This window comes from Bradyrhizobium sp. UNPA324, from assembly GCF_006658635.1.
Taxonomy (GTDB): domain Bacteria; phylum Pseudomonadota; class Alphaproteobacteria; order Rhizobiales; family Xanthobacteraceae; genus Bradyrhizobium; species Bradyrhizobium nanningense.
The window spans coordinates 5,586,484-5,601,417 of sequence record NZ_LFJD01000004.1; the positions used below are offsets into that span (position 1 = coordinate 5,586,484).

At 65.4% G+C, this 14,934-nt stretch carries 13 protein-coding genes and 1 pseudogene; 10 read left to right on the forward strand and 4 right to left on the reverse strand.

What is annotated here, in order from left to right; all coding sequences use genetic code 11:
- The first annotated feature begins 102 nt into the window (after nt 1–102).
- The 3 genes from UNPA324_RS26875 to UNPA324_RS26885 are packed head-to-tail and all read left to right on the forward strand — an operon-like array spanning nt 103 to nt 3,931.
- Nucleotides 103–2,184, forward strand: a complete 2,082-nt coding sequence (locus UNPA324_RS26875; protein WP_128921704.1) for a M3 family metallopeptidase — start codon at nt 103–105, stop codon at nt 2,182–2,184.
- Nucleotides 2,184–2,822, forward strand: coding sequence for a DUF1007 family protein (locus UNPA324_RS26880; RefSeq protein ID WP_141936786.1), 639 nt, complete (start codon nt 2,184–2,186; stop codon nt 2,820–2,822). The genes UNPA324_RS26875 and UNPA324_RS26880 overlap by 1 nt, the downstream gene beginning before the upstream one ends.
- Entirely contained in the window at nt 2,813–3,931 is a 1,119-nt protein-coding gene (locus tag UNPA324_RS26885) for a nickel/cobalt transporter (protein ID WP_128921702.1), read from the forward strand. Before UNPA324_RS26880 ends, UNPA324_RS26885 begins: the two co-directional genes overlap by 10 nt.
- Before the next feature lie 276 nt (nt 3,932–4,207).
- Here the strand turns inward: UNPA324_RS26885 and UNPA324_RS26895 are convergent, their stop codons facing one another.
- Nucleotides 4,208–4,606, reverse strand: a complete 399-nt coding sequence (locus tag UNPA324_RS26895) for an MAPEG family protein (protein ID WP_128921701.1) — start codon at nt 4,604–4,606, stop codon at nt 4,208–4,210.
- A gap of 82 nt (nt 4,607–4,688) precedes the next feature.
- Here UNPA324_RS26895 and hemH point away from each other — a divergent pair, with 82 nt between their 5' ends.
- From hemH to UNPA324_RS26920, 5 genes and pseudogenes are all read left to right on the forward strand, one after another.
- On the forward strand, nt 4,689–5,726 hold the full coding sequence (gene hemH / locus UNPA324_RS26900) for a ferrochelatase (RefSeq protein ID WP_128921700.1): 1,038 nt from the start codon (nt 4,689–4,691) through the stop codon (nt 5,724–5,726).
- 4 nt (nt 5,727–5,730) lie between these two features.
- A complete protein-coding gene (locus UNPA324_RS26905; RefSeq protein WP_181769528.1) occupies nt 5,731–6,705 on the forward strand; it encodes an ABC transporter substrate-binding protein in 975 nt (324 codons plus the stop codon).
- An 85-nt stretch (nt 6,706–6,790) separates the two neighbouring features.
- Nucleotides 6,791–7,417, forward strand: coding sequence for a 2-hydroxychromene-2-carboxylate isomerase (locus UNPA324_RS26910; RefSeq protein ID WP_141936788.1), 627 nt, complete (start codon nt 6,791–6,793; stop codon nt 7,415–7,417).
- Between the two features lie 203 nt (nt 7,418–7,620).
- Nucleotides 7,621–8,625, forward strand: a complete 1,005-nt coding sequence (locus UNPA324_RS26915) for an SPFH domain-containing protein (protein ID WP_128921698.1) — start codon at nt 7,621–7,623, stop codon at nt 8,623–8,625.
- A gap of 54 nt (nt 8,626–8,679) precedes the next feature.
- A pseudogene (locus tag UNPA324_RS26920) lies at nt 8,680–9,122 on the forward strand (NfeD family protein).
- Between the two features lie 35 nt (nt 9,123–9,157).
- On the opposite strand, the gene UNPA324_RS26925 reads toward UNPA324_RS26920, so the two are convergent.
- Nucleotides 9,158–9,484, reverse strand: coding sequence for a winged helix-turn-helix transcriptional regulator (locus UNPA324_RS26925; RefSeq protein ID WP_141936790.1), 327 nt, complete (start codon nt 9,482–9,484; stop codon nt 9,158–9,160).
- Nucleotides 9,485–9,556: 72 nt separating this feature from the next.
- Here UNPA324_RS26925 and UNPA324_RS26930 point away from each other — a divergent pair, with 72 nt between their 5' ends.
- Entirely contained in the window at nt 9,557–10,120 is a 564-nt protein-coding gene (locus UNPA324_RS26930; protein WP_141936792.1) for a carboxymuconolactone decarboxylase family protein, read from the forward strand.
- A gap of 104 nt (nt 10,121–10,224) precedes the next feature.
- Here UNPA324_RS26930 and UNPA324_RS26935 read toward each other — a convergent pair whose 3' ends face one another.
- Nucleotides 10,225–11,232 carry a KpsF/GutQ family sugar-phosphate isomerase gene (locus UNPA324_RS26935; RefSeq protein WP_141936795.1) on the reverse strand — a complete coding sequence of 336 codons (1,008 nt, stop codon included), beginning with the start codon at nt 11,230–11,232 and terminating at the stop codon, nt 10,225–10,227.
- Nucleotides 11,233–11,425: 193 nt separating this feature from the next.
- Between UNPA324_RS26935 and UNPA324_RS26940 the strand changes: the two genes are divergently transcribed.
- Entirely contained in the window at nt 11,426–13,183 is a 1,758-nt protein-coding gene (locus tag UNPA324_RS26940) for an outer membrane beta-barrel protein (RefSeq protein ID WP_141936797.1), read from the forward strand.
- A gap of 221 nt (nt 13,184–13,404) precedes the next feature.
- On the opposite strand, the gene UNPA324_RS26945 is transcribed toward UNPA324_RS26940, so the two are convergent.
- Nucleotides 13,405–14,856: a glutamate synthase subunit beta gene (locus UNPA324_RS26945; RefSeq protein ID WP_128921692.1), complete on the reverse strand. Its 1,452-nt coding sequence runs from the start codon at nt 14,854–14,856 to the stop codon at nt 13,405–13,407.
- Nucleotides 14,857–14,934 lie beyond the last annotated feature (78 nt).

A 14,934-nucleotide genomic window follows, 5' to 3' on the forward strand; every position in this document is an offset into this window, starting at 1 on the left:
TCCCCGAAAAGGCGGCCGGGAGCAAGGCCAAATGGCCCAAAAAAGCCCCATCGCGTGCTATAGCTGACCGCAACAATCGAGCCATGAAAATCGGGACGTGCGATGTCAGAACCCCGCCAAATTACGGCCTCCGAGGCCAATCCGCTGCTGAAGGCCTGGGTGACGCCGTTTGCGACCCCGCCCTTCGACGAGATCAAGCCGGAGCACTTCCTCCCGGCCTTCGAGCAGGCCTTCGCCGACCACTCCGCCGAGATCGCGGCCATCACCAACGATCCGGCTGCGCCCGACTTCGCCAACACCGTCACGGCGCTGGAGCGCTCCGGCAAGCTGCTGAGCAAGGTCGCGGCCGTGTTCTACGACCTCGTCTCGGCGCATTCCAATCCGGCCATCCTGGAGATCGACAAGGAGGTCTCCTTGCGGATGGCGCGGCACTGGAATCCGATCATGATGAATGCCGTGCTGTTTGGCCGCATCGCCCAGCTGCATGAGAACCGCGCCAATCTCGGTCTTTCGTCCGAGCAGCTCCGCCTCCTGGAGCGCACCTATACCCGCTTCCACCGCGCCGGCGCCGGCCTCTCCGAGGAGGCCAAGACCCGGATGGCCGAGATCAACGAGAAGCTCGCCCAGCTCGGCACCGGCTTCAGCCATCATCTGCTCGGCGACGAGCAGGACTGGGTCATGGAGCTTGGCGAGGCCGACCGCCAGGGCCTGCCGGAGAGCTTCGTCGCCGCCGCCAAGGCTGCGGCGGAAGAACGCGGCATGGCAGGCAAGGCCATCGTTACGCTGTCGCGTTCCTCGGTCGAACAGTTCCTGAAGAGCTCGGCCCGGCGCGACCTCCGCGAGAAGGTCTACAAGGCCTTCATCGCCCGCGGCGACAACGGCAATGCCAACGACAACAATCAAACCATCGTCGAGGTCCTGAAGCTGCGCGAGGAGAGCGCGAACCTGCTGGGCTATCCGACCTACGCCGCCTACCGGCTCGAGGATTCCATGGCCAAGACGCCGGATGCGGTGCGGAGTCTCCTGGAGCGGGTCTGGAAACCGGCGCGCGCCCGGGCGCTTGCCGACCGTGACGAGATGCAGACCCTGATCACGGCGGAGGGCGGCAACTTCAAGCTCGCCCCCTGGGATTGGCGCTTCTACGCCGAGAAGCTGCGCCTTCAGCGCGCCAATTTCGACGATGCCGCGATCAAGCCGTATCTGTCGCTCGACAACATGATCGCCGCCGCCTTCGACTGCGCCACGCGCCTGTTCGGCGTCACCTTCGAGGAGCGCAAGGACGTCCCAGTGTGGCATCCCGACGTCCGGGTCTGGGAGATGAAGGGCGGGGACGGCAAGCACAAGGCGCTGTTCTACGGTGACTACTTCGCCCGCCCGTCGAAGCGTTCCGGCGCCTGGATGACCTCGCTGCGCGACCAGCAGAAGCTCGATGGCGACGTCGCGCCGCTCGTCCTCAACATCTGCAACTTCGCCAAGGGCGCCGATGGCGAGCCCTGCCTGCTGTCGCCCGACGATGCCCGCACCCTGTTCCACGAGTTCGGCCACGGCCTGCACGGCATGCTATCCAACGTGACCTACCCGTCGCTGTCGGGCACCTCCGTGTTCACCGACTTCGTAGAGCTGCCGTCGCAGCTCTACGAGCACTGGCAGGAACGGCCCGAGGTGCTGCAGAAGTTCGCCCGTCACTACCAGACCGGCGAGCCGCTGCCGGACGACCTGCTGCAGCGCTTCCTGGCCGCGCGAAAATTCAACCAGGGCTTTGCCACGGTCGAGTTCGTCTCCTCGGCCCTGGTCGATCTCGAGTTCCACACCCAGCCGGCCGCCGCCGCGCAGGACGTCCGCGCTTTCGAAAAGCAGGAGCTGGAGAAGATCGGCATGCCCGAGGAGATCGCGCTGCGTCACCGCCCCACGCAGTTCGGTCACATCTTCACCGGCGACCATTATGCCGCCGGCTATTACAGCTACATGTGGTCGGAGGTGATGGACGCCGACGCCTTCGGCGCGTTCGAGGAGGCCGGCGACATCTTCGATCCCGCCGTCGCCAAGCGCCTGCACGATGACATCTACGCCTCGGGCGGATCGGTCGATCCGGAAGCCGCCTATGAGGCCTTCCGCGGGCGGCCGCCCGAGCCCGACGCGCTACTGCGCCGGCGCGGCCTGCTCGATGCCGCCAAGGCAGCCTGATGGGTATGCGCGCACTTTTCGGCCTGCTGTTCGTCGCAGGCCTCACGCTCGCGGCGGGTGCGGCGAACGCGCATCCGCACGTCTGGATCACCGCGACCAGCGAGCTGCTCTACGCCGAGGACGGCTCGATTACCGGCGTCCGCCATGCATGGACCTTCGATGACATGTTTTCGGCCTATGCGGTGCAGGGGCTCGAGAGCAAGACCAAGGGGGCCTATACGCGCGAGGAGCTCGGGCCGCTGGCGCAGACCAATGTCGAGTCGCTGAAGGAATATGCCTACTTCACCTTCGCGCGAGCCGACGGCAAGAAGGAGCGATTCCAGGAGCCGATCGACTACTTCCTCGACTACAAGGATACGGTCCTGACCCTGCACTTCACGCTGCCGCTGAAGAACCCGGTCAAGCCCAAGCAGCTGGTGCTCGAAGTGTTCGACCGCTCCTTCTTCATCGATTTCCAGATGGCCAAGGAAAGCCCGGTCAAGCTGGTCAGCGCGCCCGCCGGCTGCCAGATGAAGCTGGACCGTCCCAGCGACGGCACCGCGAGCGCGCAGAAGCTCAACGAGCAGACCTTCATGAGCGGCGAGAACACCAATTTCGGCATGATGTTCGCCAACAAGATCACGGTGGATTGCCCTTGATTGGTCGTCTTCAGTCTCCGCTCGCGCGCGGGCTGCTTGCCTGCGCCGCCGTCCTGCTGGCAATCAGCGTGGCCGATGCCGCGCTTCACGATGTCCTCGCGCAGAATCCGTTTGGTGCGCCTCGCCCGGCGCCGACTGCCGAGCCCGAAGCCAGCGGCATCATCGGCTGGCTGCTGGCAAAGCAGTCGGAATTCTATCGGCAGATGTCGTCTACGATCCGCGCCGCGAAATCCGACGGCTCGGCGGTGTGGACGCTGCTTTTCATCTCGTTCGCCTACGGCGTCTTCCACGCCGCCGGCCCCGGCCACGGCAAGGCGGTGATCGCCTCGTATCTCGTCGCCAACCGCGAGACCGCGCGGCGCGGCATCGCGTTGTCGTTTGCCTCGGCGCTGATGCAGTCGCTGGTGGCGATCCTCATCGTCGGCATCTCGGCCTGGGTCCTGAATGCGACCGCCAAGACCATGTGCAAGGCGGAAGGGGCGATCGAGATCGCGAGCTACGCATTGATCGCGCTGTTCGGGCTGCGCCTCGTCTGGGTCAAGGGCCGCACCTTCATCCGGGCGCTGCAGGCGGCCCAGCCGGTGCCGGCGATCGCCGGCGTGCCGCACCATCATGACCATCATCATGACGCCCACGATCATCACGATCATGATCACCATCACCACGACCAGGATCACGCGCTCACCCATGCCCCCGACGGGCATGGCCACGTCCATGACGAGCATTGCGGCCATTCCCACGGTCCCACGCCGAGAGAGCTCGCCGGGCCCGGCGGATGGCGGCGTGGCTTTGCCGCGATCCTCACCGTCGGCATCCGTCCCTGCTCCGGCGCCATCCTGGTGCTGGTGTTCGCGCTCGCCCAGGGCCTGTTCTGGGCCGGCATCGCCGCGACCTTCCTGATGGGGCTCGGCACCGCGATCACGGTCGCGGCCATCGCGGTCGTCGCCGTCTCCGCCAAGGACATCGCCGCGCGCCTCAGCGCCGGGCGCGACGGCGGCGGCGCGCTGTTCATGCGCGGCATCGAATTCGCGGCCGCGGGCGTCGTGCTGCTGTTCGGCGCGGGTCTCTTGTTCGGCTACATCGCGGCTGAGCGGACGACGTGTTTCTGAGGCACACTCGTGCCCCGGACGCAGCGCAGCGTCCCTTCGACGGTGCGCTGCAGAGCCGGGGCCCATCTCGCCATGTGGTAACTTGGCCTTTTGGGTCCGGCTCTGCGGAGCAGCGCAAGCGCGCTGCACCGCGTCCGGGACACGAGAGCTGCGTAGTCAGGACGGAGCGCAGCGCAATCCGGGACGGCATCAATCCATCACCGTCATCCTGAGGTGCTCGCCTTGCAACGCAAGGCGAGCCTCGAAGGGCGACGGGTTGAAGAGCACCATGCCGCCTCACACCGGCAAGAGCCGCTTCAAGGCCGGCATGAAGAAGATGCCGAGATTGATCGCAAAGCCGATGGTCCAGAGGATCGAGCGCAGCGTCGGGCGGTTGCCGAGATAGGTCAGCACATAGGCGAGGCGGACGATGAGGAAGAGGGCCGCAAGTTCGTCGATCAGCCGCTGCGGCGAATCTCTGTATTCGGCGAGCAGCACCGCGAAGGCGAAGAACGGGAAGGTCTCGATACCGTTCTGGTGCGCGCCGAGCGCGCGCTGCGAGAGCGGGTCCTCATAGAAGGCAGGGTCGCGCGGCCGGGAATTGTCGAAGCGGCGAAACCCGATCCATTTGATCGAGGCGATCGTCGACAGATAGAGCAGCAGCGCTCCAAAGACGCACCATTCCGCGAGTGTCATCGTCCTTCCCTAGCCTGGGTGCGACTCTAGCGAAACCGGCCTCATCTTGACAAGTTCGGACCAACGCGCGACCCACAGAGCCATGACCAGTGTCGTCCCCATCGAGGCCGCGAGACCGGCCGCCCAGTCAGCTTTGCCGCGCGTCGGCGTGCTCCTGATCAATCTCGGAACACCCGACACGGCCGATGCGCCGGGCGTGCGGGTCTATCTGAAGGAGTTCCTCAGTGACGCCCGCGTCATCGAGGACCAGGGGCTGATCTGGAAAGCCGTGCTGAACGGGATCATCCTGCGCAGCCGCCCCCGCACCAAGGCGCTCGACTACCAGAAGATCTGGAACACGGAGAAGAACGAGTCGCCGCTGAAGACCATCACGCGGTCGCAAGCCGACAAGCTCGCCGCCGCATTGCCGGACTGCGCCCACGTCGTGGTGGATTGGGCGATGCGCTACGGCAATCCCTCGATCAAGTCGGGCATCGATGCGCTGGTCGCGAAGGGATGCGAGCGCATCCTCGCCGTGCCGCTCTATCCGCAATACTCCGCCTCGACCTCGGCGACCGTCTGCGACGAAGTGTTCCGCGTGCTCGCCCGCCTGCGCAACCAGCCGACGCTGCGGGTGACGCCGCCTTATTATGAGGATGCGGCCTATATCGAGGCGCTCGCGAGCTCGATCGAGACGCATCTGGCGAGCCTGCCGTTCGCGCCCGAGCTGATCGTGGCGTCCTTCCATGGCATGCCGAAGTCCTATGTCGAGAAGGGCGATCCCTATCAGCAGCACTGCATCGCCACCACGGCGGCGCTGCGCCGCCGGCTCGGGATGGACGAGACCAAGCTGCTGCTGACCTTCCAGTCGCGTTTCGGCAATGCCGAGTGGCTCCAACCCTATACCGACAAGACCATGGAGCGGCTCGCGAAGGGGGGCGTGCGCCGCATCGCGGTGGTGACGCCGGGCTTTTCCGCCGACTGCCTGGAGACGTTGGAGGAGATCGCGCAGGAGAATGCCGAGATCTTCAAGCACAATGGCGGCGAGCAGTTTTCCGCCATTCCCTGCCTCAACGACAGCCAGCCCGGCATGGACGTGATCCGCACCCTGGTGCTGCGCGAGCTCCAGGGCTGGATATAATTTCGTGAACCGTCGCGAGCTCCTGACGCTTGGGATGATTGCGGCGTTGCCGGCCGCGGCACTGGCGCAGCAGCCGAATGCGACGCGCCGGCTCGGCGTGCTCTCGGTCACGGCTGCCGATGACGCGATCGGCCAGACGCGCAGCATGGTCCTGGTCGAGGCGCTCGCCGGCCTCGGCTGGAAGGAGCGCGACAACCTCAAGATCGACTGGCGGAGCGGTGGCGGCGACCGCGTCCGGATCGCGCAGCTTGCCGACGAGTTGATCGCGCTCAAGCCCGACATCCTGCTCGCGGTCGGCACGCCCTCGGTCGAGGAGCTGCGCCGGCGCACCACGACGATCCCGATCGTGTTCGCCGTCGTCACCGATCCCGTCAGCCAGGGCTTTGTCGAAAACCTCGCGCATCCCGGCGGCAACGTCACCGGCTTCACCGATTACGACGGTCCACTGGCCGGCAAATGGCTGGAGATGCTGACGCAGGTCACGCCGAAAGTGTCCCACGTTGCCGTCGTCTACAATCCCGCCACCGCGCCGTTCGCGCCCCTGATGCTGCGCACGATCGAGGATGCGGCACGGACCCTTCACGTGACGGTGGAGCCCGCGCCGGTAAATGACGCCGTCTCCATAGCAGCGCTGGCCTCGCGGAAGGTCGATGGGCTGCTCGTCCTGCCGGATTTCTTCACCATGGCCAATCGCGGGCACCTTTTGGCAACCATTGTGAAGGCGCGCGTGCCGGCTGTATTTTGGAGCCGTACTTTCGTCGACGAAGGTGGGTTGATGTCCTACAGCATCGACAGCACCGAGCAGCTCCGCCGCGCCGCCTCCTACGTCGACCGCATTCTGAAGGGAGCGCAGGCCGCCGACCTGCCGGTCCAGAACCCCACCAAGTTCGAGCTTGCGGTCAACCTCAAGACGGCGAAGTCACTCGGCGTCACACTTTCTCCAGCCTTGCTCGCCATCGCCAACGACGTCATCGAATAGAATTGGCGGTGGCCGGAAATCTTGAATGCTGCAAGTGTCCGATATGGACTGTCGTCATCTTTCTGGATGCTGGAAATCGTGAGCCATGACCGTCAAGATCGAAACCTATTATGATTTCAGATCGCCCTACGCTTATTTCGCGGATTACAGGGTCCGCAAGGCCGACTTCGGCTTGACGACCGGAGTTGAATGGGTCGGCCGGCCGATCTTCATCGACGTCATCCTCAATCTCCAATCTGGCCGCGAGCCATGGGCGCCCTATGTCGACACCCTCATCCCTCCCAAGCGCGCCTACCTGATGGCGGACATCCGCCGCATGGCCAGGTTTTACGGGGCGCCCCTCAAGCCATCGTGGAAGTGGCCCAATCGGCCCAACCAAATTCCCGCATTGTGCGTCGCGTCCCTGCTGTCGGGGCCGGTCGAGCAGGTTTTCCGCAGCGCCATCTTCGATGGTCTGTGGTACGAGCAGCGCGACATCTCCGCCCCTGCGGTGTTGAGGGAGGTCGTTGCCCGCGCCGGCGGCGATCCCGCCATCGTGGAGCGGGCCGGTGATCCCGCTGTTCGCGATGCCTTGACGGAACGGACGGTGGAAGCTTATGCGGCCGGAATATTCGGGACACCCACGTTCGTCTGGAATGGCGAGATCTTCTTCGGCGCGGATCGGCTCGACGTATTGGCTTGGAACGTGAACCGCATGGCCGCCGAACGGTAGCGAAATCCTTAACGATCGCCGCTAGGTCTGCGCCGAGGCGCTTTCAAGAGCCTGTCGCGAATACATATCGTGGCCATTCCCTGACTGGACGCCTTGTGCAGAATTGCGCCGATACCGACGTGAATTGCGACCGCTGAACCGATAGGCTTGCGCTCCCGACCAATGACAGCGCAGGAAAGGCCTTTTCCTGTCTTGGAGGAAATATGAGCGGTTTCGACATTTTCGCGATTGTTCTCGTCTTGCTGGTCATCGTCACGCTGGTGGCCGGCGTGAAGACGGTGCCGCAGGGCTATGACTGGACCATCGAGCGGTTCGGCAAATACACGCAGACGCTGAGCCCCGGCCTCAATTTGATCGTGCCCTATTTCGATCGCGTCGGACGCAAGATCAACATGATGGAGCAGGTGATCGACATTCCCGAGCAGGAGGTGATCACCAAGGACAACGCCACGGTGACGGTGGACGGCGTTGCCTTCTACCAGGTGTTCGACGCCGCGAAGGCAAGCTACGAGGTTTCCAACCTGACGCAGGCCATCACCGTGCTGACCATGACCAACATCCGCTCGGTGATGGGTGCGATGGATCTCGACCAGGTGCTGTCGCATCGCGACGAGATCAACGAGCGCCTGCTGCGCGTTGTCGATGCCGCGGTGTCGCCCTGGGGCCTGAAGGTCAATCGCATCGAGATCAAGGACATCGTGCCGCCGGCCGATCTCGTCGAAGCGATGGGACGGCAGATGAAGGCCGAACGCGTCAAGCGCGCCGACATTCTCGCCGCCGAAGGCCAGCGCCAGTCCGAAATCCTGCGCGCCGAGGGCGCCAAGCAGGGCCAGATCCTGCAGGCCGAAGGCCGCAAGGAAGCCGCGTTCCGCGACGCCGAGGCACGCGAGCGCTCGGCGGAGGCGGAAGCGAAGGCCACGCAGATGGTGAGCGAAGCCATTGCTAAGGGCGACGTCGCCGCGTTGAACTATTTCATCGCCGATAAATATATCAAGGCGTTCGGGCAGTTCGCGGAGGCGCCGAACCAGAAGATCATCATGCTGCCGATGGAAGCCACGAGTATGCTCGGTTCGCTCGCCGGCATCGGCGAGATCGCCAAGGCGACGTTCGGGGAGAGTGCGGCCTCCGCGGCCGCTGCCGCGCGCCGCTCCGGCTCGGTGCCGCCGACCGGCAGCACGCCGCCGGCGGTGCCGCCGCGGCAGGGATAGTCACCGGCGCATGACCCTTCGATTGGGCCTGCGCCAATGATAGAAGGTCGTGTCATGACCGACATGTTCGCATCGCTCGGCACCTGGAACTGGCTGATCTTCGGCTTCATCCTGATGGCGCTGGAGGTGCTGGCGCCGGTGTCTTCCTGTTCTGGCTCGGGCTCGCAGCGCTGCTAGTGGGGTTGATCTCGTTCGCCGTTGCCATGTCCTGGCAGCTGCAGCTGGTGATGTTCGCGCTGTTCGCCGCCGCCGCCGTGCCGGTGTGGCGGCGACTTGCCCGGCCGAAGCTCGATGCCAGCACCAGCCCGTTCCTCAACAAGCGCACCGAGGCCTTGCTCGGGCGCGAGTTCACCCTCGAGAAGCCGATCATCGACGGCAGCGGCACCGTGCGCATCGGCGACACCGTGTGGCGCGTGGCGGGCCCCGACACGCCCGCCGGAACGCGGGTGAAGGTGGTGCAGGTCGATGGCGCCAACCTGACGGTCGCGGCGGCGTAGTCGCTCTCACCCTCCAGGGGAGGGTAGGAGAAGCGCTACCTCTTCCACCGCTCCGCAAACCGGTGCAGCGGCATGACCATCTCGCACAAGTCCCGCCCGAGCGGCGTCAGCCCATAACCTCCTGCCTCGCCAAGCTCGACGAACCCGGCCTCGCGCAGCTCGGTGAGCCGCGCTTGCAGTACCGTGGGCGAGGCCTCGTCGCAGGCGGTGCGCAGCGCGCGGGAGGTGAGGGGCTCGCCGCGCAATTCCCACAATATTCGCAGGCTCCAGCGCCGGCCGAGCAGATCCAGCAGCGCCATGATCGGCCGTCCGGTGCGGGAGCCACGGACGCTGTGTGTCTTTGAGTCGGCCTGTTTCGCCATCGGCGGTCCCTTGCGTGATGCTACAAATAGTGTAGCGTAATGCTATGATAATAGTAGCAATGGAAGTGCCCCATGTCTTCCGCCACGCCTCAGACTTCGCCGCGCATTGCGCCGCTCACCCCGCCCTATCCCCCGGAGATCCAGGCGCAGTTCGACCGCATCATGCGCGGCGCGCCGCCGCTGGTGCTGTTCCGGGTGATGGCGGGGCACAGCCGCGCCTGGGACAAGTTTCGCGCCGGCGGCCTGCTCGATCCCGGCCCGCTGTCGCTGCGCCAGCGCGAGATCGTCATCGATCGCACCTGTGCGTTGAACAAGTGCGAATATGAATGGGGCGTGCATGTCGCGATCTTTGCCGGGCCAGCGCGGCTCAGCGAGGAAGAGGTCCGCGCCACCGTGCAAGGCGATGCTGCATCGTCATGTTGGTCACCGGCCGAGCAGGCGCTGATTGCGGCGGTCGACGCGCTGCACGCCCGTGCGACGCTTGACGACGCCGAGTTTGCCGCGCTGTCAGCGCATTATGACGAGGCACAGATCCTGGAGCTCATGCTGCTGTGCGGCTTCTATCGCACGGTGTCGTATCTGGCGAACGGGCTGCGGTTGCCGCTGGAGGAGACCGCGGCGCGGTTTCCGGTATAATTCTCTCCGCCGTCATTGCGAGCGCAGCGAAGCAATCCAGAATCCCTCCGCGGAAAGACTCTGGATTGCTTCGCTGCGCTCGCAATGACGGAGGGGTGCGCGCCCTACGCGACGCCTGCCCGCAGCAGATCGTGCAGATGCACGATGCCGACCACCTTGCCCGCCTCGGTCACGACCAGCGTCGTGATCTTGCGGGTGTTCAGCACCTCGATCATTTCGGTCGCGAGCATCGAGGGCGGCACCGTTTTCGGCTGCTTGGTCATGATGTCGTCGACCGATGCCGTCAGCAGGTCGGGCCGCATGTTGCGCCGCAAATCGCCGTCGGTGATGATGCCGACGGCCTCGCCCGCGTCGTTGACGATGCAGACGCAGCCGAGGCCCTTGGCCGACATCTCGACGACGGCGTCCGACATCTCGGTGCCCTCAGGCTTGACCGGGATTTCCGCGCCGGTACGCATGTAGTCGCGGACGAATTTCAGCATCGCACCCAGCTTGCCGCCGGGGTGGAAATGCGCGAACTCGAGCGCGGTGAAGCCGCGACTTTCGAGCAGCGCGATCGCGAGCGCATCGCCGATCGCCGCCTGCATCAGCGTCGACGTGGTCGGCGCCAGGTTGTGCGGACAGGCCTCGCGCGCCTTCGGCAGCTCGATCACGATGTCGGCGGCTTGTCCCAGCGACGACGAAGCGTTCGAGGTCACCGCGATCATGGGAATCGCGAAGCGCGCCGAATAGTTCACGAGGTTCTTCATCTCCGGCTGCTCGCCGGACCAGGACAGCGCCATGATGACGTCGTCCGCTGTGATCATGCCGAGGTCGCCATGGCCGGCCTCGGCGGCGTGCACGAAGAAGGCGGGCGTGCCGGTCGAGGCCAGCGTCGCCGCGATCTTGCGCCCCATATGGCCGGATTTTCCGAGTCCGGTGACGATGACGCGGCCCTTGGCGTTGCGGATCAGGTCGACCGCCTTGGCAAACGTCTCGCCAAGCGGACCGCGCAAGGCGGCTGCGAGCGCGTTGATGCCGCCGCTCTCCGTTTCCAGCGTGCGGAGCGCGGATTCGACGCTGTCGGGGATGGGGCCGGATGATGCGGTCATCAGCGGTTTCGAGCTCGGCATAATCTGGTCCAGGGAGGAGGGCGCGTTCGCCCGGTCGGCGCCTCCTTAGCACGCCGCAGCTCTGGAGGCGACGCGCCTGCCCGGGCCCTCAACGGGTCATTAACCATAATTGTTTTAACTCCATTAACGATGGTTCCCGCCGACCGGTGGGGACGATCGCGAAAGTGTTTGATTTCGTTGGAGTTATTCCATCGTGGGGTCGTCTCCAGGCACCGGCCGGAGCAAACGCGCGCACGTTCTGCGCGCGGCTTTGCCGTGCCTTGTCCCCTGCCTTGCGCTGACCACCCTCGGAAGCACCCCCGCGGCCGCCCAGAGCATCACGCCCGACCTGTTCAATCCCAATCGTGGCGGCTTCGCCTCGCCCGAGACGCTGCCGACCCGCCGCACGGCGGGCGTGCCGCAGGCGCCGTCGGATGCGTTGCCAGCGCTGCCCGATCCCAATGCCGATCCGCGCAAGGCCCGCGACAAGCCGGCGACCTCGCGCATCGGTCAGGTCCCGACCTATGGCCTTCCGGCCGCCACCGGCGCGAGCGGCTCCGGCTACGACTCGCTCAACCGCAAGCGACAGCAACCCAGGCTCTATCCCGGCCAGCCGAAGCCGAAGCGCGCGGCCGGTCCCGGCTCGCCGGCGCCGACCACAGCGCCGCCGCCGTCTACGCTCGGCCTGCCCAGAATCGCGCCGCCGCCATCTGCGTCCGTCAACAAGGCGCCGGTGCCGGCGGCGATGGCGGGCACCGTGCCCGGCCAGCCGCTGCGCCGCCGCCTCAAGGCGGATGACGATCCGTTTGGAGCCGTCGGCGACTACGCCGGCAGCTTCCTGATCAAGGGCGGGCTCGAGCTCTCCACCGGCTACGACACCAATCCGGCGCGTCTCAACAAGCCGGTCGGTTCGCCGGTCTATGTGGTCGCGCCCGATCTCCTTGTCGTGTCCGACTGGGAGCGCCACGCGCTGGTCGCCGACCTGCGCGGCTCGTTCTCCGGCTATACCAACAACATGCCGGCAACGATCGACGGTTCTCCCTCGCCGTCGCCGGTCGAGATCAATCGTCCTGACTTCACCGGCCATGTCGATGGCCGTCTCGACGTCGACCGCGACCTCAAGCTGACCTCCCAGTTGCGCCTGCGGCTCGCCACCGACAATCCCGGCAGCCCCAACGTGCAGGCCGGCCTGCAGAAATATCCTGTCTACGCCGCCTACGGCACAACGGTTGGCTTCGACCAGACCTTCAATCGCTTCCAGGTCGCCGCCGGCGCCACCGTCGATCGCACCGCCTACACGGATTCCAAACTCACCGACGGCTCGACGTTCAGCAACAATGATCGTGACTTCAACCAATATGGCGGCGTGGGGCGCTTCTCCTACGATCTCAAGCCGGGCCTGAAGCCGTTCGTCGAGGTCCAGGGTGACACCCGCGTCCACGACCAGGCCGCCGACCGCAACGGCTACTTCCGCGATTCAAACGGCGGCTACGCCAAGGTCGGATCGTCCTTCGAGTTCTCGCGCATTCTCACCGGCGAAATCTCGGTCGGCTATTCCGCGCGCAACTACACCGATCCGCGTCTCAGCCAGCTCTCGGGCTTCCTGACCTCGGGCTCGCTGATCTGGAATGCGAGCGGGCTCACCACGGTGAAGTTCTTCACCGACACGCAGATCGCCGAGACCACGGTCGCCGGCTCCTCCGGCGTTCTGGTGCGCACCTATTCGGCCGAAGTCGACCACGACTTCCGCCGCTGGCTGACCGCCGTCGGCAAATTCACCTACGGCACGCTCGACTACCAGGGCCAGAACCGCAACGACAAGACCTACTCTTTCGAAAGCAATTTGATCTACAAGTTCAACCGCAACATCTGGGTCAAGGGCACGCTGCGTCACGACATCCTGGATTCGAACCAGCCGGGCTCGAGCTCGCAGGGGACGGTGGTGATGGTGGGCGTGAGGCTGCAGAATTGAGAGCGGCGGCAAGCCGCGTTTGAGCGCATGCCGCTTCGTTGGCTCCGGCTCTCGCCACCCACTCCGCTGTCATGCCCCGGCTTGACCGGGGGCATCCAGTACGCCGCGGCCTATCCGTATACGTCTGACGTCTCTGGAATACTGGATCGCCCGCTCCAGTGCGCAATTGCGCACAAGGCGGGCGATGACACTGTTTGCTGATCAGGTGGCTCGCGCCTCGCTCAGCGCGGCAGATCCGTCTTCCCCATCAAAAACGTGTCGATCGACCGGGCACACAGCCGGCCCTCGCGGATCGCCCACACCACCAGCGACTGGCCGCGGCGCATGTCGCCGGCGGAGAACACGTTCGGACGGGAGGTCTGGTAGTCCAGCGTGTTGGCCTTGACGTTGCCGCGCGGGTCGAGCTCGACCGAGAGCAGCTTCAGGAGGCCCTCGTGCACGGGATGGACGAAGCCCATCGCGAGCAGGACGAGCTCGGCATCGAGCTCGAACTCGGTGCCGGCGATCGGCTTGAACTTGTCGTCGACGTGCACGCAGTGCAGCTTCTTGACCTTTCCGTTCTCGCCGGAGAACTTCTGGGTCAGCACGGCGTATTCGCGCACCGCGCCTTCGGCTTGGCTGGAGGACGTCCGCATCTTCAAGGGCCAGTTCGGCCAGGTCAGGCCCTTGTTCTCGCGCTCGGGCGGGGCGGGCATGATCTCGAGCTGGGTCACCGACAGCGCGCCCTGGCGCAGCGAGGTGCCGATGCAGTCAGACCCGGTGTCGCCGCCGCCGATGACGACGACGTGCTTGCCGCCCGCCAGGATCTCCTGGACGCCGCCGAGCGGCTCCTCGGAGACGCGGCGGTTCTGCTGCGGCAGGAAGTCCATGGCGTAGTGGATGCCTGACAGCTCGCGGCCGGGGATCGGCAGGTCGCGCGGGGCTTCCGCGCCGCCGGTCAGCGCGATCGCATCGTACTCGTTGAGCATCTCGCGCGGATCGACATTGCCGTCCGCGCCGACATGGCTGTTGTAGTGGAAGGTGACGCCTTCGCCTTCCATCTGCTTGACGCGACGGTCGATGACGCCCTTCTCCATCTTGAAGTCGGGGATGCCGTAGCGAAGCAGGCCGCCCGCCTTGGCGTACTTCTCGAACAGGTGCACGTCATGGCCGGCGCGGGCGAGCTGCTGCGCGCAGGCCATGCCGGCCGGACCCGAGCCGATCACCGCGACCTTCTTGCCGGTCTTGACCGCCGCCACTTCCGGCTTCAGCCAGCCATTGTCCCAGGCACGGTCGACGATCGCGCATTCGATGGTCTTGATGGTGACCGGGTTGTCGTCGATGTTGAGCGTGCAGGACGCTTCGCACGGCGCAGGACAAATGCGCCCCGTGAACTCCGGGAAATTGTTGGTCGAGTGCAGATTGCGCGAGGCTTCTTCCCAATTGCCCTGGTAGACGAGGTCGTTCCAGTCGGGGATCTGGTTGTTGACCGGGCAGCCGGGCGTGCCGGGCGCGACCGAGCCGGTACCGTGGCAATAGGGGATGCCGCAGTTCATGCAGCGCGCGGCCTGGTCGCGCACCTCTTTCTCGGAGAGGGGGACGACGAATTCCTTGTAATGCTTCACGCGTTCGGCGACCGGGGTGTACTTGCGGTCATGCCGTTCGATTTCGAGAAAACCCGTGATCTTGCCCATTAAACCCGAAGTCCCTGCCGCTTAAATTCGTTTGTTCTCTCACTCCTCATCCTGAGGAGCGGCGCGCTCTTCGCGCCG